A 22,447-nucleotide genomic window follows, 5' to 3' on the forward strand; every position below is an offset into this window, starting at 1 on the left:
GTTGGCCACGTTCTTTATATGTTTACTAAGCTAGTTGTCCTATTTCTGACGCTACTGTTTCAAGCGTTGGCACGTCATTAACGTCAAAAACAATCCACTGTTTACTTTTGACAACAAGCACACCAACCTCTTTTTCCGCTTGCTGAATCGGAAAAGCAAGTTGACTTTGCATCGTGGTGTTATGTTTTTCTGTTGTCATATAATCTTGTAAGACTGCATCTCCCTCTTCATAAAAATAAATACCAGCCCAATTAATGTAATCTACTTCGTTACACAAAGAGTGAACAGCATTTGAAATGGAGGCTGAAGTACTATGATTTTGATTAATAGACCCGATGATGCGAATAGATGCTAAGTCTGTAGCAATAGACACTGGATTGACTCCTCCTTCTTCTTTAGAATAATTTCATTTTATCAAATACAGCGTAGAATTCGGCCTAGTAAGTTTAGGAAATAATTCATTTCATGCTACAATAGAACAAACTTTACGGAAAGGGTTGTAGTACATGTGGACCATCTACCAAACTTTGCCGGATACATATAATTATCGAATGATGTTAAGCCGATTGACTACGGATCCTCTTCATTATGTAGATGAACGTTTATCTACGGTAAAAATACCAGTTACGGATGGAAAGGTGAAAGAAGGAGTTACCCTGCGCTTTTTTGAAACAAAGAATCAGAGAAAAGTGGAACTAACAGGGGATACCTTAGATAAAGATGCAGCATTGCAACAATCTAAGAATATTTTTTTATGGGACAGGCCGTTGCAGAATATTTCCGCTCATTTTCATGAAACGGATTTAAAACCATTGTTTGAACGATTTGATGGAACACCACTCGTTTGTGAGTTCGAAAAGTATGGGTGCTTGATGAAAACAATTATTCATCAACAATTAAACATGAGTTTTGCTTACACGTTATCCACGCGTTTTGTGCAAACTTATGGAGAGCAATCCGATGGAGTATGGTTTTATCCGGACCCTGAAACAATTGCAGCACTAGATCCTTCAGAATTACAAACGATGCAGTTCAGCAGAAGAAAAGCGGAATACGTGATTGATACATCAAAGTTAATTGCTGAAAATAAGTTAGATTTAGAAAGACTCGAAGAAGCAGAAGACGACCAAGTCATTAAACAATTGACTTCGATTAGAGGAGTAGGACCATGGACTGCAGAATGTTTTCTGCTATTTGGTTTAGGGCGGCAAAATCTACTTCCTGCTGGGGATGTCGGCATACAAAATGGTTTAAAGAGATTGTGGAATAGAAAAGAAAAGCCGGCTATCGATGAAATAAAAGAAAAAGGCAAACAATGGGCACCTTATGCAAGTTATGCTACATTGTATATTTGGCTTAGTACAGAGTATACGTAACATAATGTGAAACGTGACTAGGAACATGTTCGTAAACAGTAACATTAGACGTTTTTTAATTAAGAAAGGAGTTTTATTTATGGAAGAACAAGGGTGCTTCAAATGTGGTCATAAGGATGCTGGAACGAAAGAAATCGCTGCTTCGGGAACAGGATTCAGCAAATTTTTTGACGTACAAAACAACCATTTTACAGTCGTCTATTGTAAAAACTGCGGGTACTCTGAACTTTATAATACAAAAGTGTCGGGCACTTCAAACCTGCTGGACTTTTTCTTAGGAGGTTAACATAAAGTACGTAAACAGAAAGGAGTGCTGTGTATTTGGAGAATAACCTTTCGCATATATTTGAACGTACGTTTAGTAGTTTAGAAGAATTTGCGGATTTTATAAGTGAAACATTAGAAGGGCCTGTAACTATTGAAGACAGGAACCATAGACTTCTGGCGTACAGTACTCATGAAAAATACACAGATGAAGCAAGGGTTTCTACTATTATAGGAAGAAGGGTGCCCGAAAAAGTTATAAATAAACTTTGGCGCAAAGGTATTATACCGACTCTGCATGAAAAAGCGGAACCAGTTCAAATACCTGAAATTACTGAGATTGGACTTGGTAGTCGAATGGCGGTCTCCATCACCAAAAATAATGATGTCTTAGGGTACATCTGGATTATAGAGGGGAACCGCGCATTCACCGAACATGATGCGTTTCTTTTAAAAGAAGCTGCTAATAAGGCAGTGACTCAGCTGCAACAAGTTCAGTCGAGAACAAAAGAGCAGGAAAGAAGTAGACAAGAATATTTTTGGAGACTACTTACAGGAGATTTACAAAACGAACACGCCATTCAAGAACAACTTTCTACATGGTTCCCTTCTATGCCAAATTCTGCAGCAGTTATTGTGTTAGAAGCGAATGAGGAAATAACTGATACGATGGACAAAAATATCACCTATTTAATAACGACATCCCAAAAGGTGAAAGTATTATTTAAAACAAGAGAACAACACACTATTATACTCCTTGCCGAACCGCTTCAGCCACAATCAAAAGAAGGCATACGCTGGTTTCTGCAAGATTTTATGCTCTTGCTTGAAGAACGTTTTGGCGTGAGCACGATAGAAGTTGGATGCGGAAGATTGAATTCCTCTTTTATGGCTGTGAAAGATAGCTATATGGAAGCAATGGAAGTTATACATGTGAACAGACGGCTACCTTTACATCGCAAGTCTTTTCTGTTTTATGACGAATTAGGGTTTTATCGTTATGCTGATTCGCTGATAAAACAGAAAAGACAAGAGAACTTGACCGATCCAGCAATAACAACCTTAGAGCAATACGATATCACGCATAATAGGGAACTGTTAAAAAGTCTAACTGTTTTCTTACAAAACGATGGGAATATGCGCAAAGCTGCAAATGCGCTTCATATCCATGTGAATACGATGGCATATCGAATGAATCGAGTTGAAGAGATAATAAATGTGGATTTAAACAACGCTTATCAGAAGCTGTCCCTGTTGCTTGAAATTAGTTTAGAGGAGCTAAAAGATAGATGAAAAGGGCACCTATTTGTGAAATTTCACAAATAAGTGCTCTATCTTTTTGGAAACCGCACGATGCTTACTATTTACTATTTCGTCTATAATATAAGCAGGACATATATTATGCGGAGGTGACAGTATGATTATTGGGATTCCTAAAGAAATCAAAAACAGTGAAAATCGTGTTGCTATCACACCAGCCGGCGTCGTCTCGTTCGTTAATGCCGGTCACCGGGTTATCATTGAACAATCAGCAGGAGAAGGCAGTGGGTTCACCGATGAGGAGTATCAGGAAGCCGGTGCTATGATTGAGAAAAAAACAGACAAGGTGTGGTCTAAAGCAGAACTAGTGATGAAAGTGAAAGAACCGTTAGAAGAGGAATACAAATATTTCAGACAAGATTTATTACTTTTCACATACCTTCATTTGGCGGCAGAACCAAAATTAGTACAAGCGTTAGTAGATTCGGGTGTGAGTTCTATTGCTTATGAAACCGTGGAAACAAATGGTTCACTTCCGTTGCTTACTCCTATGAGTGAAGTAGCTGGAAGAATGTCCGCGCAAATTGGTGCGCAATTTCTTGAAAAAACCAAAGGAGGGAAAGGGGTCCTGCTCTCTGGGGTTCCCGGTGTAAAAAAAGGAAAAGTTACTGTAATTGGCGGCGGAGTAGTTGGAACAAATGCTGCTACAATTGCTTCTGGACTTGGTGCGGACGTGACGATTATTGATTTAAACCCGGAGCGTCTGCGTGAAATAGATGATTTATATCATGGCAGAATCCATACAATCATGTCGAACCCAATGAATATAGAAGAAGAAATTAAGCAATCCGATTTAGTCATAGGTGCTGTCTTAATACCTGGAGCAAAGGCCCCGAAGCTAGTTACGGAAGATATGATAAAATCAATGTCCCCGGGATCCGTTGTGGTAGATGTTGCGATTGATCAAGGTGGAATTATTGAAACAGCCGATAAAATAACGACGCATGATAATCCGACCTACACCAAGCACGACGTTGTTCATTATGCTGTTGCAAACATGCCTGGCGCTGTTTCAAGAACATCAACGATTGCATTAACGAATGTAACGATTCCTTATGCTTTGCAAATAGCAAATAAAGGAATTATTCAAGCGGTGAAAGATAATGATGCTATTGAAAAAGGTGTGAATACATCAAGTGGTAAAATAACGTATCAAGCCATTGCTAATGATTTAGGTTATGATCACTATAATGTAATAGAAGCATTGGAGAAAAGGGGCTAACACTCCTTTTCTTTTTTTTAAAAGATAAGAATATATAAAAGGTAAATCTATTCCAATCTCCATTTTTCTTATTTGTAAGCATGTTAAAGTATTTTTAAGCAAAAATGGTTGAAAAATATTGATAATGCCTTATAATAGAAAGAAGATATAGAAATAAGGAGTTGCACGAATTCATGTATCAAGAAGAGAGAATGGATGCTGTTTTGCAGCATTTGAAACAGTATCAGAGAATGAGCATACAAGAAATGTGTACCCTTTTTGGAGTATCTAGAGATACAGCTAGACGAGATGTAATAAAACTTACAGAACAACAAAGTGTTGTTAGAACTCACGGTGGAGTGATGCTCCCAAACGTTAGGGAAACATTAAAAGGATATAAGGAACGGCTCGAAAAGGCGGCACCTGAAAAACGTTTGATAGCGGAAAAAGCAGTCGAAAAAATAAATGAAGGAGAAGCAATTATGCTTGATGCCTCGACGACGGTGCAGTTTGCTGCTGAACAAATCAACAGTTCTCCTTTAACCGTTATTACAAATTCGATTGTTAATGCAGAAAGCATCAATGATTCCATCGAGTTAGATATTTATTTACTTGGAGGTCGTTTGAATACAGAACACCGATTTTTGTATGGCCCTAGTACATTAGCTAAATTAGATCAATTTTACGCGGATAAGGCTTTTGTTGGGGTTATCGGTATTTGCGAAGATGGTTTTTATTATGCGCATGAAGAAGATGCAGCAGTGAAAAAGAGAATGGTGGAAAGAGCGGATAAGGTCTACGTTTTAGCGGATCATTCGAAGTTTTTTAAGAAGCATTTTTATAAAGGAATGGAACTCCACGGAGCGGATGTTATTATTACAGATGCTCTGCCTTCAAAAGAGATGAGGGACATATTAGAGGACAACGGCATTGAACTTATCATTGGCGAGTGATATATCATTTTGATATCGGCGTCACCAACTGTTTCATAGGGCGTGACGATATATATAGGAAAAGGCTTGCTCTTTTATGTCAGAGCAAGCCTTTTTCATAAGGTACGAAAGTTAACCTGTGAAGCGCTATTGTACGTAAGTAAGGCTGAGACCATGCCAGCGGAAAGCGTCGCGTCTGCAGCGGATGCGAAAAGAAGCACATTTTAAAAAAGTGCACCCCTACATAGGACGGAATCTCCGGTTATCAGATTCCCCTTTTCTTATAAGAAATTTAATGATAAGTCAGTCTATGATTCGATAAAAAGATTCTTAAAATGATAGAATAACAATAGATATATGCCTTGCCATATTTTACTTATCAAAATACGATAAAAGTAATACTAAAAACGTTAAGGTTGTCTAAAATTCAAGTGTTAGGGAGTGCAATACCAATGTCGTACAACATATATAAAGGAGAAATCACACACCCGGATCATAATCTTCCTTTGCTCATATATTATGATGCTAATGAAGAAACGTTTTGTTTTTCGACCGTAGATTTTCAAGAAAATCGCCCGTCGATATGTGAATTTCAATATCCAGCTAAATCCATCAAAGATGTTCGAGACTTTTTAAAGAAAATAGGTGTTGACGCCGAAAAGGTGAAATTTAAAAATCATTTCCTTCACTAAAATGTGTAAGGTTAATTGTTTCGAATGAATAAATAAATAATTAATCCAACTACCGGGAAAAACAAAGTTCCAAGTAAAATAAGAAGAGCAAACTCTTTACTATTTCCTTTACGAATGGAATCCCGGTAGGCCCATATACTTGTAACAATGTTTAGCAGGAGTAGGCCGATGACGAAAAAAAAGCCTATACCTAAAAAGAGGAGTTCCATTTTTTTAATCATCCTTTCTCTTTCTATGAACATGAAAAGCATGTACTAGTATTTATACGAAAGATATATCGAATGGTTTCGCATATTTAAAAAACCTTCAGCCCAGTCATAGGGCTGAAGGTTTTTATAGGATAAATAGTTGAGGGTTATGTTTTTTATTAGTCCTCATCTACGGGATATACACCGTTTTCATCGTGAACTTCACGTCCGCTAAGTGGCGGGTTAAAGACACAAATCATTCTCATATCACGCTTAGCACGAAGCAAATGTTCATCGTTTTGATCTAAGGCATAAAGGGTGTCTGCTGTAATAGGGTGAATTTTGTTATCACTAAGTGTTTCCACTTCCCCTTCCCCTTCAATACAATAAACAGATTCCAAGTGGTTTTGATACCAAATGTGGGTTTCTGTGCCTGCGCGAATAATCGTGTCATTCACTGAATATCCCATATTATCTTTTTTTAATAGGAGGCGTCTGCTTACCCAATTACCGCCGTCCACTTCATTATCTGATCCAATAATATCTTCTAGTTTTACTACTTTCATGCTGAAAGCCTCCTCGTACATTACAAAAATGTATTATTTTAGCTGCTTGTAATATGAAATAAAGGCCTGATCAAGAGAACGTTAAAGACCAGGCCTTTATAGGATGATAAATTAACAACGTTCAATAATGTGTGGTTTATTAGGAAGTTACTAGATTCTTTTCTTCGGTTGTTTCTTTAATGGCTTTCTCCAGAATAGCCAGTCCTGCATTTAAACCTTCGTCATCAATAGTGATTGGCGGGAATAATTTAAATACTTCGTCATCAGAACCTGCAGTCTCCATAATTAAACCGTGTTTGAAGCATTTTTCTGTTACTTTATCAGCTAGCCCATCTACATCACTTGCTATACCTTGCATGAAACCACGACCTCTGTGAGTTCCTTTTAGCTTAGGATATTTTTCAATCATATCTTTAAGGAATGTGTAGATGCGTTCTGATTTTTCTTGGACGCTCTTTTCAAGCTTATTATCTTTCCAATAATTCAATGCTTCTGTTCCTGTAACAAAGGCCATGTTATTTCCACGGAACGTACCATTATGTTCACCTGGTGCGAACTTATCGTAATCAGGATGAATAAGTGTAAGGGCGAGCGGTAGTCCGTAGCCACCAATAGATTTGGAAAGACATACAATATCCGGCTTAATACCAGCTGGTTCAAAACTAAAGAAAGTGCCAGTACGGCCTACCCCAGCTTGAACATCATCGATAATAAGCAAAATATCTCTTTCACGGCAAATTCTTTCAATGGATTGGAGCCATTCCATTCGAGCAGCGTTTAAGCCTCCCTCACCTTGAACGGTTTCGAGGATAATTGCTGCTGGTAATTCAACACCACTACCATTATCATCTAACAAGCGTTCAATATAGGCAATTTCTTGTCCAGTGTTTTGCATATAATTATCAAACGGCATTGTAAATGAATGGTGAAGAGGAATACCTGCTCCATTACGTTTAAATGCGTTCCCTGTTACAGATAGTGCACCGATGGTCATACCGTGAAAGCCATTGGTGAAACTAATGACGTTTGTACGTCCTGTCACCTTGCGGGCGAGCTTGAGCGCACTTTCAACAGAATTGGTTCCTGTTGGTCCAGGGAACATTACTTTATAGTTTAAGTCCCGTGGTTCTAAAATAATTTCGTGAAATTTTTGAAGGAACTCTCCTTTTGTTTTAGACGCCATATCTAAAGAATGGGCAATTCCATCTTCCTGAATGTATTCAAGAAGTTTTTGTTTCATGTTTTCATCATTATGACCATAATTTAATGCTCCGGCACCGGAAAAGAAATCAATATATTCATTCTCATCCATATCCCATAGTTTGTACCCTTTTGCTTGATGAAATACAGTAGGAAATCCACGTACATAGCTACGAACTTCTGATTCATGTTTGTCAAAAATGTCCAAGTTATTTTCCTTCATACTAATGATAGATCCTCCTTAGTGATCCTTGTATGTGTGAATTTGAATTTATTGGTTTAATGGACCAATGCGGAATGTTAACTCTGCTTCGTGTTCATCGCCAGGGAATAAATCCTCTGCGAAACATTCGGAAACCTCACAGTTCGTTTCGTGGGTTCTAGCCACTTTTTTAAAGAGGGCTTGAGAAGCCTCATTGGAAGGTGTGACAGTAGCTTCCAAATATTCCACATTTTTATCTGATACCCGTTGAACTAAATCATTAATTAAGCGGGAAGCCAGCCCTTTTCCTCGTTGTGAAGGATCTACTCCTACCTGCCATACAAACACTGTATCTTGTTTTTCTGGTGGGATAAATGCTGTCACAAAACCGACAAGTTCATCTTTTTCTTTAGCAACGACACAAGTTTCGGCGAAAAATTCGCACATCATGATGTATTTGTAAGACGAATTCAAGTCTAGAGTGGAGTTTTTAACAAGCTCCCACATGTCGGCGCCATCTTCCACTTTTGGTTTTTCAAATGTCAAAGCATCCATCGTACTCACATTGCTGTTCGTATTAGTCTCCATCTTCTTATCACCTTCATTTTGATTAATAAGAACCTTAATAACCTATTCCTCCTAATTGAAAAACTTAAACTGTTTAAATACACTATGAACAATTTCCCAAAAAGAGGACCTGACAAATAGTCAAGCCGAATACTGTTATCACTTTAACAGGAAATCATTGTTATCTTTGGTTTCCTTTTTTAATAATAGGATGGACAGAGAAAAAATTCAAATGCGGTTGAATAGAATTAACTGTTCTTAGTTAGCGTTAATAAGCATTGTCTTTGATGTAGTTAGTCTCGCTTACATAATGCTACCACATAGTGAGTTATGCACCGAATTTGGACATAATCGCATGAATCTTCGGATATTTCACAATCACGAAACACCTGCAGGGACAAGAGATTTAAAAGAATGGACCATCAAACAAATAAATTTCTATAAAAAGTTTATCTACCTTCTTATTCCGTTATTGTTTATGTATTTTTAATTTCTATACACCATTAGAAGGTTTTATATTTCGATGAATAGGTAATTAGTAACTCATAATAAAAATAAAGGAGGCAGCAAATGGATCGCTCACAAACAAAAGAATTAATCGAAAACGTGATGAAGGAGTTGAAAGAACAGGGTGAGTTTTTACCATTAGACAGTTCAAAAGAAAGAGAAAAAGTTTTGGAATCCGCAGGAGAAATTTTAAAAACAACGGATAAAATTATTAAGAGCTATATACGTGTTTCAAGAGAAGGCGGTGCGATTGAACGTATCCCAGCTTACCGCGTTCAACATAATAATATTAGCGGTTTTTATAAAGGCGGTATTCGTTTTAGTGAAGATGTCAGTGAATCAGAAGTTGAAAACCTTGCCATTCTTATGACGCTGAAAAATGCACTTCACGGTTTGCCTTTCGGTGGAGCAAAGGGTGGAGTTGATATTGATCCGCGTAATTATACCGAACGGGAGCTTAATTTAATAAGCAAAAAATATGTTCAACGATTTGCTTTAAATTTAGGCCCTACTCAAGATATACCTGCGCCTGATTTAGGGACAGACGAACGTATTATTGATTGGATGGTGGGAGAATACAAAACGATCCATCCAGGACAAGCATATAGTGGTTCTTTTACTGGTAAAAGTGTGGAAAACAGTGGCGCCCAAGGACGTAGAGAATCAACCGGTATAGGAACTTTTCTCAGTTATTTATATATGCTAAATGAATGGTTTCCACAACAGAAACAAAGACCGAAAAGCAAAACCGGAGCAAGACATTTGCAATGGGATACACTAGAAAAATTACATACTAAATTCAATGAGGCCGGTCCTATCGATGTAGCGGTTCAAGGGTTTGGTAATGTAGGTGGAGTTGCCGCATTGGAAGCATATAGCAGTTCGGTAGCAAAACATCGTGTTACAGCCGTTTCTGACCAATTTGTAACGCTTGTTAATCATAACGGGTTAAATGTTGAAAAACTTACCGCTTATACGAAAAAGAATAACCGGTTACCGAATACAAAAGAGCGGCTGTTAGATTGGAAAATAGAAGCTGACATTAAAAGTCCGATTGACATTATTCAAATGGATACGGATGTGATGATTTTTGCTGCAATTGCTGATCAGGTTACTAAAGAAAATATGAAAGATGTCAAAGCAGATATTTTAGTCGAAGGTGCAAACGCCCCTGTGTCGGTAGAAGCTGATTTATACCTGCAAGATCAGGGGAAAGTTATTATTCCAGATATACTGGCTAACGCAGGCGGGGTGCATGTTTCTTATCTTGAATGGAAACAAAGCCGTGTGACTGAAATGTATTCAAAAGAGGAAATTTTGCAGGAAATGGGTAATCAAATGAAAGATACGTTAAAGAGAGTGTATGATGAGTACTTTTTATCAAAAGAACACACAATGAGATTCACATGTTACTCTCTTGCTCTTAGACGTTTAACCTCATTGTTGCATAAACACGGCAAATTATTCTAAGGTCCTGGGCAAGCTGAAAAGATTAAATGAAATGAAAACCAATCAGTATGACCTTCTTCCCCTTGTTCATTTTACAGGCGGGAGAAGGTCTTTAATTTCTCACTGAACTGCTATCTATTATTTATGACTCTATTAAATCCTGTAATGCTTCATCTAAAGTTGGATAGGTAAATGTATAACCTAACGACATCAATTTGTCTGGCAACACTTTTTGCCCTTTTAAAACTAACTGACTCATATCTCCCAATACGTTTTTTAACAAAACAGCAGGAACAGGAGCCCAGTGCGGTCTATTTATTGCATGCCCGAGTTTTTTACCGAAATCTTTCATTTGTTCAGGCTGTGGAGCTGTAACGTTTATTGCTCCCCGCACCTCTTTATGGTGAATAGCAAACACAAGCATTTGAATAACATCTCTTAGATGAACCCACGAATACCACTGTTTTCCTGAACCAATTGTGCCCCCTGCAAACATTTTGTAAGGAAGCATTATTTTAGGAAGAGCCCCTTTTCTTTCATCTAAAATAAGACCAAAACGGGCATACACTGTTCTTATTCCCATTTCTTCTGCTTTGGATGCTTCGTTTTCCCAACGTTCACACACATCCTGCAAAAAATCTCGATTTTGAGGTAGGCTGTCTTCCGTGAAGACGGTCTGATTAGATATGCCGTAATACCCTATAGCCGAGGCATTAATCAAAACGTCCGGTTTTTTATTCATTTCACTAATTATTCGTTTTACTTCTCGTGTTGCTTGGATTCGACTATTTAGTATAGCTTTTTTATGTTGAGAGGTCCAGCGTTTGTTAATAGAAGATCCTGCCAAATTAACGACGGCATCAATGTTTGGTAGTTCTTTTTCGGGATAATGGTCTGTTGTTAACCAAGGCACAAACGTTATATTTTCTTTATTCTGTTGGTTTTTGCAGTTTCTTGTTAAAATATAGATATGATGACCTTGCTCGGTAAGATAACCTGTAAGAGTGGAACCTATTAGACCAGTCCCTCCTGTGATCACAATGTTCAAGAAATGACTCTCCTTTCCTCGTTTCGAATTATATTTTTCACTCAACCTATACCCTTGAACAAAAGATGTTAACCAGAAAAGGTGTTATCTTAGATGCAATAGGAGGACAGATATGAAAATTGCTAAAATAACGACCCAAAAAAATAGACAAGACCGATTTAACGTGTTTAGGGTTGAATCGGGTAAAGAAGAGTACGCTTTTAGTATTGACGAAAATGTTTTGGTTCAATGGCAGCTGCAAAAAGGGATGACGTTAACAGAAGAAGACATTACAGCTATACAAGCAGCGGACCAAAAACGCAAAGTATGGAATGATGCTCTCCATTATTTAACGCATTCTATGAGGACGGAATACCAAGTAATCCAATATTTGAAGAAAAAAGAGTATGAGGAAGAAGCTATAGAAGAATCGATAAAAAAACTAACAGAATATCGGCTCCTTCAAGATGAGGAGTATGCGATGGCTTTTGTTCGAACAAAAATGAACACATCAGATAAAGGACCGGCTGTTATTTCTGAAGATCTTTACCAAAAAGGGATTTCAAAGGATTTATCTGAAAAAGCGCTGCAACAATACACTTATGACGCACAATTGGAAACAGCGCAGCTCTTCTTACGAAAAAATGGGAAGCCAAAAAGTAATGAATCTTCGTCCTCTATGAAAAATCGTCTCCTACATGCATTAAGAAGAAAAGGTTTTTCTATGGAAATGGCGCTCCAAGCATGGGAAAATGAACAAGTTGAAATCCCTGAAAACGAGGAAATACAAGCAGTGTTTGAACAGGGAGAAAAGGCTAAAAAGAAATGGATGAAAAAATATACAGGGCAATCTCTTCGAATGAAAGTGAAAGAATTCTTGTATCGAAAGGGATTTGAGCTTTCTCATATTGAGCACTATCTTCAGTATGAGATGGAAGTGGATGAGGAGGATGAAAATGAAGAAAAAATATAGCGAGATGACAGAACATGAATTATGGGAAGAAATTGCTTATTTAAATGAAAAGTCTAAAAAAGCAGAGCAACTTGGAATGGTAAGCGAGTTTGCTGTTTATGAACAAAAAAGAGTTATGGCAGAAGCATATATGTTAAACCCGGATGACTTTATGGCCGGTCAGCGTTATTCCATAAAACAAGAGGCAGGCACTTTTTTTGTAAAATATTACAACGGTATTTTTGCTTGGGGATTCAGGGAACAGTCAGATAAATTAGAAGCTTTGCCTATCTCATTACTAGAAATGATAAGACCGTCATCGATATAAAAAGAGGAGAGGATTCATATGGAAGATGTATTTCGTAAACTCACCGATAAGTTAGTGACAATAAATGAAGAGTTGTCCATCGATCAGGCACGAACCTGGGTCGAACATTTTTGGGAAGATTTTGAAGCGACAAGAGCTAAGTCAGGAAGAGAATATAAAGGAGCAGAGGTTACAGAATCGATTGTAAGCAAATGGATAGAACAATATGGACCTTTTTTACACCGTTATCAAGCAACAAACAGTAAGTTTGATAATCTTGAGGAGCGATAATGGGGCGTGAAGCTTTTAAAAAGAAGAACAGCTATGTTTACTTAAATAGCTGTTCTCCTTGCCTCAACTTTTTTTCAAGGCTTTCATTGCTGTATATCCATCCTGTATATGATGTATAAATGGTTAAGTCACGGCGCATTCGTACCACGGCAACAAACGGGTAATATCCTTTGCTGCGGTAACGTAAATCAATAAATTTCACTTCCCAACCATTTTCTAATTCTTTTACAACCCACCGGTAAGTTGGAGAAAATGATAAAAAGGCAGCTAAATTGCGATCATTTCTTGCTTGATTGATAATGTCATCGTTTGGTATTGGTTCAAATGGATATGTTTCAAAATAACGAAGCTTTCCTTTTCTGCTTTCGGTGACGTGCATTTGAGTTTCTGTGCGGATGACCAAATGCCATTTATTCCAATTAAATGTTGGTGAAATAAAAAAATGTGTTGCATTTGGATGAAAGTAAGATGCTCTTTTAATCACATTATTTCGAGCTTTACACCGCCATATATAGTATAAAATAAGACCGATATATAAAATCAACATCGTTTGTCCTGGTGGTGTGCCGTATCTCCATAAGATAAAGGCAAAGATATGGGCAAAAAAGATGAGAGGATCAAATATATTAATAACGCCATAAGCAACCCATCGTTTATTAAACGGGGACAATGCTTGGGTACCGTAAGCATTAAATATATCAACAAATACATGCAAAAATACAGCTAAAAATGTCCATATCCATAGATGAAAAAATGAAATTTCAGGAGAAAAGGCATAAGTAACGCCGGCAACAATTAATGGCCAAAGCAAAACGGCAGGTATGGAGTGAGTCGGCCCGCGATGATACCGAATATAAACAGCGTTATTTTTTAACTTCAGAACTGTATCGAAATCAGGAGCTTGGGAGCCGATAATAGCAGCAACCATAACTGTTTGCATAGATGTTGAACTTTCAGAGAGTACAGGGTCAAGAGCGGCCAATCCGCCAAGACCAATCCCCATGACTACGTGTGTTGCGGTATCCATTGGTGAAGTCCTCCTTCATACAACCGTTTTCAGGTTGCTATGCGGGATAGATATCCCGAATTTTGAGTGTTATGAAGGTGCTGTTTATAGTTATACCCGATTATAAATGCTTAAAAAGGGGTTGAAAAAGAAATGAGTCAAAACGTTCATATTTTTATTGAATATAAGATCAATCCTGCAAAAGAACAAACGTATCAACAGCTGATGGGAGATATTGCAACAGCTATTTCTAATTATGGAGCTGAAGGTTTTCAATGGTATCAGGCAGTTGATCAAACTAATTTATATGTAGAAATCTTTAAAGTTCCTTCTTTGTCTTCTTATCATACCTTAAAAAGGGAAAGAGGTTCAAAAAATCATGAGCTGTTCGGAAAATTAGATGAATGCGTGGATGGCGGATTAGAAAAGATACATTGCTGGGCTTTTTATGAAAAAACAAGTGAATTAGGCTATGAATCACGGAGGTAGTTCGATGCAGGACGACGTTAAAAATGTAAGTATTTTAGATTTTCAAGAGAATTTATTAAATTGGTATCAACAAACGAAACGTGAACTTCCATGGAGAAAAAATCAGGATCCGTATCGTGTGTGGGTGTCAGAAATTATGTTACAGCAAACAAAGGTAGATACGGTTATTCCTTACTTTAACCAATTTATGGAATGGTTTCCGACGCCAGAAGCGCTGGCTTATGCGAACGAAGAGAAAGTTATGAAGGCATGGGAAGGACTTGGTTATTATTCCCGTGTTAGAAATTTACAAACAGCTGTAAAAGAAGTAGTGGAGGAATACGGAGGGGAAGTTCCCTCGGAAAAAAAAGATTTCTCTTCATTAAAAGGTGTTGGACCTTATACAGCCGGAGCGGTATTAAGTATTGCCTATGAAAAACCTGAACCGGCAGTAGATGGAAATGTAATGAGAGTTTTCTCAAGAATCCTTAATATAACAGATGATATAGGTAAGGCTAAAACGCGAAAAAGGTTTGAAGCATTTTTACCGGAGTTTTTAGAGGGAGTTCGTCCCTCAGAGTTCAATCAGGCCGTGATGGAATTAGGAGCTTTAGTTTGTACTCCTAAATCACCAGGGTGTTTGCTCTGCCCTGTACAAGAACATTGTGAAGCACGAAAACAGGGAATACAGGAAGAACTGCCGGTTAAAGAGAAAAAGAAGGCACCTACTGCAAAAGATATGGCTGCCGTTGTATTAAAAAATAAAGAAGGAAAATTGTTGATTCATCAGCGCGGAGAGAAAGGGTTATTAGCGAAGTTGTGGGAATTCCCCAATGTGGAAGTGCCTGCCAAACAATCAGGTCCTGACGTATTAAGTGAATTTTTCACAAAAGAATATGGTATGAATGTAAAGATTGGACAACCTATCCAAAAAGTACAGCATGTATTTTCTCATTTAATTTGGAATATTACTGTTTTTGATGCTTGGATATCAGAAAATGCGGAACCTAATAATGATTCTAAATGGATTTTACTAGAAGAAGCGGATGAATATGCTTTTCCTGTTTCTCATCAAAAAATTCTCGAAACACAAAAAGAAAGAGAGGCGGCGGATTAATGGATTTAGGTCTAAAACATAAGAAAGTATTGGTTACTGGGGGATCAAAAGGAATAGGCAAAGGAATTGCCAAATCATTTGTTGATGAAGGGGCAGATGTTGCAATTGTTGCTCGTTCAAAAGAGGGATTGGAAGAAGCCGAACGTGACATTCCAGCTCTCCACACGTTACAAGCTGATCTTATGAACGAAGGTCAAAGGGAACGTGTTTTTCAGCAAACGTTGGAGATGCTTGGTGGAATAGATGTACTCATAAATAATGTCGGTGCCAGTAATGGTGGTTCGATTGCAGAAACGCCGATGCATGAATTTGAAGAAGCGATGTCTTTAAATTACTTTTCTACCGTCCATTTCAGTAAACTCGCGTTGCAAGTGATGAAAAGGAGAGGAAGTGGAAGTATCGTCAATATTTCCTCGATTTTTGGGAGAGAATCGGGAGGAAAAGCAACATACAATAATGCAAAAGCAGCGATGATTAGTTTTACTAAAGCATTGGCTGATGAAGCTATTCAAGATGGAATTCGGGTGAATTCGGTAGCCCCTGGGGCCATTTTGCATCAAAGCGGAAATTGGCAGAAACGGTTAGATGAAAATCCGGAAAAAATCAATCAATTTGTTAAAGAACAAATTCCTGCTGGACGCTTCGGTACGGTCGAAGAAATTGCTGATGTGGTAACTTTCATGGCTTCGGGTAAAGCTTCATGGGTGTCAGGCGCAAGTCTCAATGTCGATGGCGGACAGTCTAAAATGAACATGTAATGAATTTTAACGAGGAGGTTTCATGTTTCGTTTTTTTTCATCATTAACCATGTGAATTTCTTCAATTTTTTGTTTTGTTTCTGGTGTCCCCAAGTCGTAAATCATTTGAATGACTTTATCCATCCCATCTTGATATTCGTGTCGATCGGTTTCTGCGATGGATTCATCGAAGTGACGGAATGTAAACAAGTTTTGAAACTCTAAGTCATGATCTTGTGTTTCATTTAAAAGGAAATCTATTTTTTCCAACTCTTCTTTCGTTGCTTCTATCTCATACTGTATTAACGTACTGTCCGGTATTTTGACCGGGCTTATATCATCCATACTGATTGGGTTTAAGTTAACATAGTACGTTTTTCTTTCCATGTTGTGCAGGCTCCTTTCTTTAAGGGGAATTCTCCTTTATTTTGCATTAGGATGATTATAAATATACTTCTATTTGTTAAGAGACCTGTAAATAAGGAGCTGAACTTAAAAGTTTTTCGCCGGACGCTACTTTCGAGATAGAAAACGGTTTTACTTAGTTTGATGGATACATTGGCTTAATCTTTCTGCTGCGTGTTTTAATGTTTTTTCATCTTGGACAAGGGCGATTCGAACGTAACCTTCTCCGCCTTGTCCGAAAGCGTTTCCAGGAGTTACAACTACTCCGAATTCTAATGCTTTTAGAGCAAATGATAAAGAAGTGAATGGGGTGGGTACTTGTGCCCATACGAACATACCACCATCAGGCATTCTTACGTTCCAATCAAGAGAGTGTAATTTTTTAACGAAGGTATCTCTTCTCTTTTTATAGGTTTGACGATGCTCTTCTAAAAACGATAACTCATGTTTTAACGCATAGCTTGAGGCTTTTTGAACAGGATGAAAAACCCCATAGTCGATGTTTGATTTCAAATCAGCCAGTGGCTTTAGATAGGAAGGAAAACCAATCATGTAACCAATTCTCGCACCTGCCATGTTAAAGCTTTTTGATAAAGAATTACATTCGACTGCCGTTTTTTTCGCATCAGGTATATGAAAAATACTGAGCGGTTTTTCGTCTGAAAAAATAAGTTCGGCATAGGCAAAATCATGCACAATTAAAATGTTATGTTCTAAAGCAAATGCTACTGCTTTTTGAAAATAATCTTTGGTTGCGATGGCGGCTGTTGGATTCCCAGGATAATTCATTATTAATAATTTTGCTTTTTTAGCGATTTCAATGGGAATATGATCAAAATCAGGCATAAACTGATTTTCTTCATTTACCGGAAGATTGTATAAAGAAGCGCCTGAAAGCGCAGCACAGGCAGAATATATAGGATAGCTTGGATCGGGAGCTATAATATAGTCTCCGGGATCGGCATAAGCGAGAGCAAGATGAGCTAGTCCGTCTTGTGACCCCATTAATTGTAATACTTCTTCAGGTTTAATATTTATTTGAAATCGTTCTTTATAGTATTTTGCCACAGCCTCTTGAAATTCATATGTCCCTTGAAGGGCATATCCATATTGGTTTTCTTTATTTACATCTATGGCCATTATATCTCTGATAGATTGAGGAGGAGGGAGATCTGGACTTCCGATACTTAAATCAATAATATCTTCTCCTGCATTCAATTTGGCCTGCTTTTTTTCCGCCATTTCAGTAAATACACTAGATGACAAGGAAGTCATTCGTTCTGACGGTTGTATCATAATTTTATCATCCTTCCTGCTTGAATAATTACATTATAAAGGATGTAAAAAGATAAGATAAGGAAGAAAACAACAAAAAGGGGCTGTATCAAAAGTCTACTACTAGCCAAAAAATGCTTCACTAACATTTAGGGCATGCGCTGCAGGCGGACGCTTTCCGCGGGCAGCGCCTCAGCTTCTGCCCATGGTTGAATTCTTTTTGTTATAGAAAGGAGATGTACCTTTTGATACAACTCCTTTCTTAAATCATTATTCTGTTTGAAAGTCGGAATGTAGAGTCCAATTTGTTTCATTCGGGTGAAAAGAAGGGCGCGATTTGATTTCTTCTAAAATTTCTCGATAAATGACTACACCTTCCTGATTTAAATAAGGAAGAATTTGTTGAAAACATTCGTGAAAATGGACCAGTTCTTCCTCAGACCACTGCTCTTTAGAAGTCATACTTAATTCAGAAAAGTCACGTCCATCATACATAACAATCACCTTTTTTGTTTAGTTTTTCTGGGAGCATCGTTTGTTATACGTTATAATAATATCGGCAAACATAAAGGAGGAACAAATGGATAATAAAGTAGCGCTAGTCACAGGAAGTAGTCGTGGAATTGGAAAAGAAATTGCATTGAAATTAGCTAATAAAGGATATCATATTGTTATTAATTATGCCCGCAGTAAAAGTGCAGCTCTTGAAACGGCTGAAGAAATTGAAAAACATGGTGTAAAGACGCTTGTAGTGAAGGCAAACGTTGCAAAACAAGACAAAGTAAAACAATTATTTGCTGAAATTGATGAAACTTTCGGCAGGTTGGATGTGCTTATTAATAACGCTGCCTCAGGTGTGCTGCGTCCGGCTATGGAGCTAGAAGAAAGTCATTGGGACTGGACGATGAATATAAACAGCAAAGCATTATTATTTTGTGCGCAACAAGCCGCTTTACTAATGGAAAAAAATAATGGCGGAAAAATTGTCAGTTTAAGTTCATTAGGTGCGCAGAGATATTTAAAAAATTATACTGCTGTAGGAGTATCAAAAGCTGCGGTAGAAGCATTAACAAGATATTTAGCGGTGGAGCTTTCTGAAAAAGGTATTGTCGTGAATGCTGTATCAGGTGGAGCGGTAGATACAGAAGCTCTCACCCATTTTCCGAATCGGGATGAGCTGTTGCGAGAAGCAGAAGAACGGACACCGGCCGGGAGAATGGTAGAAGTGGAAGATCTGGCTAATGGTGTGTTGTTTTTGGTTTCTGATGAGGCATCGATGATTCGCGGTCAAACTATTATCATTGACGGAGGCATGTCACTACTCACATAAAATTTTTCGCTTTTACATGGATAATCTCTTACATACTGGGTAGATTAAGCCATGTGGAGGTGATTTAGAATGAACAACAATCAACAACAACCAAATGCTTCACAAACTAATGCAAAAAAAGTGAGAAAGCAAAACGCAGCAGCTTCTCAAAACCAAAGTCAGCAAACTGAATTTGCAAGTGAGACTGACGCACAAGAAGTAAGAAAACAAAATCAACAGTCCGAGCAGAAAAAAACTCAAAACCAAAACCAACAGCAGCAGTAAGAAATTAATAATCGTAAAAAGAGCTCTTTGGAAGGGTACTTCCAGAGAGCTCTTTTGCGTCATTATTCATTCAATAAAATATAAACACTATTGAGGAATCATAGGAAAAACATATTGAACTAAAAACCATAAAAATCCAAAAAAGATGATAACATAAGCTAAATATTTGATAAATGTCGATGCAACATGTGTTTTATCTTCTTTTTTTTCTATATGACGTTCTTCATACTCTTGATCTGGTGTTTTTCTTGGCATGTTTATAACCTCCTTATGACTTTCTGTTATAATAAAATTTTCCCTCTCAAATAGTTGAATAAACTTCTATATAATAATTTATCTGCTTGGCATAGTGAGCTTCTGTAGTTTTCTTCATACAGACGAAGATGTATAATATATTCGCAGAGATGATAAGTGATGATTAGGAAAGAATGAGGAAGGAGTTAGGCATGGAATTCCCGGAAACAGGTAGAAAAATTGAAATTCAAAGCTATAAACATAATGGAACTCTTCATCGTGTCTGGGAAGAAACCCTTATATTACAAGGAACATCTAAAGAGATAATCGGGGCTAATGACCGTATTTTTGTGCAGGAATCAAATGGACGGACATGGAGAACAAGAGAGCCTGCTATTTGTTATTTTCATAAAGATAAATGGTTCAATATGATTGGTATGGTTCGTTATGATGGAATTCATTTTTATTGTAATATAGGGACGCCCTTTGTATGGGATGAAGAAGCGTTGAAATATATTGATTATGATTTGGATATAAAGGTCTTTCCTGACATGACATATCATATTTTGGACGAGGATGAGTATGAAGATCATAAAGTGAAGATGGGCTATCCTCCGGAAATTCAAACTAAAGTTTTAGAGGCGCTTGAAGAACTTCAAAGTTGGATTTATCAAAGAAAAGGTCCATTTTCGCCACAGTTTGTAGAAAAATGGTATGAAAGGTTTTTGTTTTTTCGTTAAATTATAGAAGATACGCTGTTTCAATTGTTGTTGAAAGGCGTATTTGTGTTTTGGATGAGGTGAATTATGGGCAGCATTAGAAGGTATTTACAATTTGTAAAGCCGTATAATAAAGTTATTTTTATTACAGTTATTATAGGTGTGTTAAAGTTTGGTATACCCCTGTTGACCCCGCTTATATTGGCACATGTTATTGATGAAATAATTCTTGCAGACGGTGTGTCAACAGGAGAGAAAGTATCATCATTATTTTGGATATTAGGCGGGGCGATTGGTATATTTTTAATTGTAAGACCTCCGGTAGAGTATTATAGACAATATTTTGCACAGTGGACTGGAAGTAAAGTTTTATATGATATCCGCGATCAATTGTTTGCTCACATTCAAAAGTTAAGTCTTCGTTTTTATTCGAATAGAAAAGCTGGCGAAATTATTTCCCGGGTAATTAACGACGTAGAGCAGACAAAAAACTTTGTAATAACTGGGCTTATGAATATATGGTTGGATATGGCTACCATTCTTATTGCAGTTATTATCATGTTGACAATGAATGGATGGCTGACATTAGTAGCTTTGGCATTATTTCCTTTATATATTATATCTATTAAGTACTTTTACACGAAGTTAAGGGATTTAACCGTACGCCGATCTGAGGCATTGGCTGATGTACAGGGACATTTGCATGAACGAGTACAAGGGATGAATGTCATAAGAAGTTTTGCACTAGAAGATTATGAACAAGAACAATTCGATAAACGCAATAGTAATTTTCTTGATAGAGCGGTAGATCACACAAAGTGGAATGCAAAAACCTTCGCAGTTGTGAATACGATCACAGATATTGCTCCTCTGATTGTTATTTTAGCAGCGGGGTATTTTGTGTTGCGATCAGGTCTTGAGGTGGGGGAAATGGTAGCCTTTGTATCCTATATGGAAAGGTTATATGCCCCGCTAAGAAGGTTGATTAATTCATCTACAACGCTAACTCAATCCATTGCATCGATGGATCGCGTATTTGAGTTTGTGGATGAAGAATATGATATTGAGGATACACAGAATGCAATTCCGCTTAAACGTGCAAGGGGTGAAATTAGCTTTGAAAACGTTAAGTTTCAGTATGAAGAGGATAGTGATGAAGTCCTTCGCCATCTAAACTTTTCAGTAAAAGCTGGTGAAACGATTGCTCTTGTTGGTATGAGTGGTGGAGGAAAAAGTACATTAGTTGGCTTGATTCCACGCTTTTACGATGTCACCTCAGGCAGTATTAAACTGGACGGTAAAGATATACGGGACTATGAAGTTCGAAGTCTGCGCGATAGTATCGGAATGGTGTTACAAGATAATATATTATTTAGTGAGTCTGTGAAGATGAACATTAAAATGGGTAACCCTTATGCTTCTGATGAAGAAGTGATAAATGCTGCTAAAGCAGCAAATGCAGACGGTTTTATTAATGAATTATCTCTTGGTTATGATACGCCGGTTGGAGAACGAGGGGTCAAACTCTCCGGCGGCCAAAAACAACGAATAGCAATCGCAAGAGTATTTTTAAAGAATCCTCCTATGCTGATTTTTGATGAAGCGACTTCGGCATTAGACCTTGAGAGTGAACATCTTATTCAAGAAGCGATGGAAGAGTTGGCGAAAGACAGAACAACATTCATCGTGGCGCACCGTCTCTCAACGATCACACACGCTGATCGTATTGCTGTGGTGGAAGATGGTGAGATTTCCGAATCAGGAACACATGCAGAATTAATGAGAAAAAACGGTTCTTACAGTAAGCTATATAATGTTCAGTACGTGTAATAAAAAAGAGCTGTCCCGTAA

General features: G+C 37.6%; 28 protein-coding genes. 17 read left to right on the forward strand and 11 right to left on the reverse strand.

The genetic code is table 11. The features are described from left to right. Nucleotides 1-25: 25 nt before the first annotated feature. On the reverse strand, nt 26-373 hold the full coding sequence (locus J2S78_RS16145) for a GAF domain-containing protein (protein ID WP_306900208.1): 348 nt from the start codon (nt 371-373) through the stop codon (nt 26-28). 133 nt (nt 374-506) lie between these two features. On the opposite strand from J2S78_RS16145, the gene J2S78_RS16150 reads away from it, so the two are divergent. The 6 genes from J2S78_RS16150 to J2S78_RS16175 all read left to right on the forward strand — a co-directional run bounded on the left by J2S78_RS16150 (nt 507) and on the right by J2S78_RS16175 (nt 5,785). Continuing rightward, the gene (locus J2S78_RS16150; protein ID WP_306900209.1) at nt 507-1,376 is read left to right on the forward strand and encodes a DNA-3-methyladenine glycosylase family protein; all 870 of its coding nucleotides are present in this window, start codon (nt 507-509) and stop codon (nt 1,374-1,376) included. 79 nt (nt 1,377-1,455) lie between these two features. Then, a complete protein-coding gene (locus tag J2S78_RS16155) occupies nt 1,456-1,662 on the forward strand; it encodes a zinc ribbon domain-containing protein (RefSeq protein ID WP_306900210.1) in 207 nt (68 codons plus the stop codon). Between the two features lie 35 nt (nt 1,663-1,697). Beyond that, entirely contained in the window at nt 1,698-2,933 is a 1,236-nt protein-coding gene (locus tag J2S78_RS16160) for a PucR family transcriptional regulator (protein ID WP_306900213.1), read from the forward strand. Between the two features lie 124 nt (nt 2,934-3,057). Then, a complete protein-coding gene (gene ald / locus J2S78_RS16165; protein WP_306900215.1) occupies nt 3,058-4,182 on the forward strand; it encodes an alanine dehydrogenase in 1,125 nt (374 codons plus the stop codon). 173 nt (nt 4,183-4,355) lie between these two features. Next, the gene (locus J2S78_RS16170) at nt 4,356-5,114 is read left to right on the forward strand and encodes a DeoR/GlpR family DNA-binding transcription regulator (RefSeq protein WP_306900217.1); all 759 of its coding nucleotides are present in this window, start codon (nt 4,356-4,358) and stop codon (nt 5,112-5,114) included. A 431-nt stretch (nt 5,115-5,545) separates the two neighbouring features. Next, nucleotides 5,546-5,785: a hypothetical protein gene (locus J2S78_RS16175; RefSeq protein WP_306900219.1), complete on the forward strand. Its 240-nt coding sequence runs from the start codon at nt 5,546-5,548 to the stop codon at nt 5,783-5,785. Between the two features lie 11 nt (nt 5,786-5,796). Here the strand turns inward: J2S78_RS16175 and J2S78_RS16180 are convergent, their stop codons facing one another. The 4 genes from J2S78_RS16180 to ectA form a co-directional block, all read right to left on the reverse strand. Continuing rightward, nucleotides 5,797-6,006, reverse strand: a complete 210-nt coding sequence (locus J2S78_RS16180) for a PLDc N-terminal domain-containing protein (RefSeq protein ID WP_306900221.1) — start codon at nt 6,004-6,006, stop codon at nt 5,797-5,799. A 146-nt stretch (nt 6,007-6,152) separates the two neighbouring features. Then, nucleotides 6,153-6,539: an ectoine synthase gene (locus J2S78_RS16185; protein WP_125556754.1), complete on the reverse strand. Its 387-nt coding sequence runs from the start codon at nt 6,537-6,539 to the stop codon at nt 6,153-6,155. A gap of 139 nt (nt 6,540-6,678) precedes the next feature. Continuing rightward, on the reverse strand, nt 6,679-7,962 hold the full coding sequence (gene ectB, locus J2S78_RS16190) for a diaminobutyrate--2-oxoglutarate transaminase (protein WP_306900222.1): 1,284 nt from the start codon (nt 7,960-7,962) through the stop codon (nt 6,679-6,681). 48 nt (nt 7,963-8,010) lie between these two features. Beyond that, on the reverse strand, nt 8,011-8,529 hold the full coding sequence (ectA, locus tag J2S78_RS16195; protein WP_306900223.1) for a diaminobutyrate acetyltransferase: 519 nt from the start codon (nt 8,527-8,529) through the stop codon (nt 8,011-8,013). A 549-nt stretch (nt 8,530-9,078) separates the two neighbouring features. On the opposite strand from ectA, the gene J2S78_RS16200 reads away from it, so the two are divergent. Next, nucleotides 9,079-10,485: a Glu/Leu/Phe/Val family dehydrogenase gene (locus J2S78_RS16200; protein WP_306900224.1), complete on the forward strand. Its 1,407-nt coding sequence runs from the start codon at nt 9,079-9,081 to the stop codon at nt 10,483-10,485. A gap of 121 nt (nt 10,486-10,606) precedes the next feature. Here J2S78_RS16200 and J2S78_RS16205 read toward each other — a convergent pair whose 3' ends face one another. Beyond that, a complete protein-coding gene (locus tag J2S78_RS16205) occupies nt 10,607-11,512 on the reverse strand; it encodes a TIGR01777 family oxidoreductase (protein ID WP_306900226.1) in 906 nt (301 codons plus the stop codon). A gap of 112 nt (nt 11,513-11,624) precedes the next feature. Between J2S78_RS16205 and recX the strand changes: the two genes are divergently transcribed. The 3 genes from recX to J2S78_RS16220 are packed head-to-tail and all read left to right on the forward strand — an operon-like array spanning nt 11,625 to nt 13,041. Then, nucleotides 11,625-12,464, forward strand: a complete 840-nt coding sequence (gene recX, locus J2S78_RS16210) for a recombination regulator RecX (RefSeq protein ID WP_306900229.1) — start codon at nt 11,625-11,627, stop codon at nt 12,462-12,464. Beyond that, nucleotides 12,448-12,771 (forward strand): YfhH family protein, encoded by a 324-nt coding sequence (locus J2S78_RS16215; protein WP_306900231.1) that lies wholly within the window; start codon nt 12,448-12,450, stop codon nt 12,769-12,771. Before recX ends, J2S78_RS16215 begins: the two co-directional genes overlap by 17 nt. Before the next feature lie 18 nt (nt 12,772-12,789). Next, on the forward strand, nt 12,790-13,041 hold the full coding sequence (locus tag J2S78_RS16220; protein WP_306900233.1) for a YfhJ family protein: 252 nt from the start codon (nt 12,790-12,792) through the stop codon (nt 13,039-13,041). 37 nt (nt 13,042-13,078) lie between these two features. On the opposite strand, the gene J2S78_RS16225 is transcribed toward J2S78_RS16220, so the two are convergent. Then, nucleotides 13,079-14,068 (reverse strand): metal-dependent hydrolase, encoded by a 990-nt coding sequence (locus J2S78_RS16225; protein ID WP_306900234.1) that lies wholly within the window; start codon nt 14,066-14,068, stop codon nt 13,079-13,081. 132 nt (nt 14,069-14,200) lie between these two features. Between J2S78_RS16225 and J2S78_RS16230 the strand changes: the two genes are divergently transcribed. Genes J2S78_RS16230 through J2S78_RS16240 form a run of 3 tightly spaced genes read left to right on the forward strand, consistent with a single transcriptional unit; the run spans nt 14,201 to nt 16,390 of the window. Beyond that, complete coding sequence (locus J2S78_RS16230) at nt 14,201-14,536, forward strand: hypothetical protein (protein ID WP_306900235.1); 336 nt, start codon at nt 14,201-14,203, stop codon at nt 14,534-14,536. A 4-nt stretch (nt 14,537-14,540) separates the two neighbouring features. Further along, entirely contained in the window at nt 14,541-15,632 is a 1,092-nt protein-coding gene (gene mutY / locus J2S78_RS16235) for an A/G-specific adenine glycosylase (protein ID WP_306900237.1), read from the forward strand. Beyond that, nucleotides 15,632-16,390: an SDR family NAD(P)-dependent oxidoreductase gene (locus J2S78_RS16240; protein WP_306900239.1), complete on the forward strand. Its 759-nt coding sequence runs from the start codon at nt 15,632-15,634 to the stop codon at nt 16,388-16,390. The genes mutY and J2S78_RS16240 overlap by 1 nt, the downstream gene beginning before the upstream one ends. Nucleotides 16,391-16,396: 6 nt before the next feature. Here the strand turns inward: J2S78_RS16240 and J2S78_RS16245 are convergent, their stop codons facing one another. The 3 genes from J2S78_RS16245 to yfhS form a co-directional block, all read right to left on the reverse strand. Then, on the reverse strand, nt 16,397-16,756 hold the full coding sequence (locus tag J2S78_RS16245) for a hypothetical protein (protein WP_306900241.1): 360 nt from the start codon (nt 16,754-16,756) through the stop codon (nt 16,397-16,399). Between the two features lie 150 nt (nt 16,757-16,906). Continuing rightward, entirely contained in the window at nt 16,907-18,070 is a 1,164-nt protein-coding gene (locus tag J2S78_RS16250; protein ID WP_306900243.1) for an LL-diaminopimelate aminotransferase, read from the reverse strand. A 249-nt stretch (nt 18,071-18,319) separates the two neighbouring features. After that, nucleotides 18,320-18,544 carry a mother cell protein YfhS gene (yfhS, locus tag J2S78_RS16255; protein ID WP_306900244.1) on the reverse strand — a complete coding sequence of 75 codons (225 nt, stop codon included), beginning with the start codon at nt 18,542-18,544 and terminating at the stop codon, nt 18,320-18,322. Nucleotides 18,545-18,629: 85 nt separating this feature from the next. Here yfhS and fabL point away from each other — a divergent pair, with 85 nt between their 5' ends. Both fabL and J2S78_RS16265 read left to right on the forward strand, forming a co-directional pair. Next, complete coding sequence (gene fabL, locus J2S78_RS16260; RefSeq protein WP_306900246.1) at nt 18,630-19,379, forward strand: enoyl-[acyl-carrier-protein] reductase FabL; 750 nt, start codon at nt 18,630-18,632, stop codon at nt 19,377-19,379. A 69-nt stretch (nt 19,380-19,448) separates the two neighbouring features. Next, nucleotides 19,449-19,643, forward strand: a complete 195-nt coding sequence (locus J2S78_RS16265; protein WP_306900248.1) for a gamma-type small acid-soluble spore protein — start codon at nt 19,449-19,451, stop codon at nt 19,641-19,643. An 87-nt stretch (nt 19,644-19,730) separates the two neighbouring features. Here J2S78_RS16265 and J2S78_RS16270 read toward each other — a convergent pair whose 3' ends face one another. After that, complete coding sequence (locus tag J2S78_RS16270) at nt 19,731-19,898, reverse strand: hypothetical protein (RefSeq protein ID WP_185819682.1); 168 nt, start codon at nt 19,896-19,898, stop codon at nt 19,731-19,733. 191 nt (nt 19,899-20,089) lie between these two features. Here J2S78_RS16270 and ntdP point away from each other — a divergent pair, with 191 nt between their 5' ends. Both ntdP and J2S78_RS16280 read left to right on the forward strand, forming a co-directional pair. Next, the gene (gene ntdP / locus J2S78_RS16275; RefSeq protein ID WP_306900250.1) at nt 20,090-20,617 is read left to right on the forward strand and encodes a nucleoside tri-diphosphate phosphatase; all 528 of its coding nucleotides are present in this window, start codon (nt 20,090-20,092) and stop codon (nt 20,615-20,617) included. Between the two features lie 66 nt (nt 20,618-20,683). Then, a complete protein-coding gene (locus tag J2S78_RS16280; protein ID WP_306900252.1) occupies nt 20,684-22,426 on the forward strand; it encodes an ABC transporter ATP-binding protein in 1,743 nt (580 codons plus the stop codon). Nucleotides 22,427-22,447 lie beyond the last annotated feature (21 nt).

The sequence above is a fragment of the Salibacterium salarium genome, assembly GCF_030813635.1.
GTDB classification, from domain to species: Bacteria; Bacillota; Bacilli; order Bacillales; family Marinococcaceae; genus Salibacterium; species Salibacterium salarium.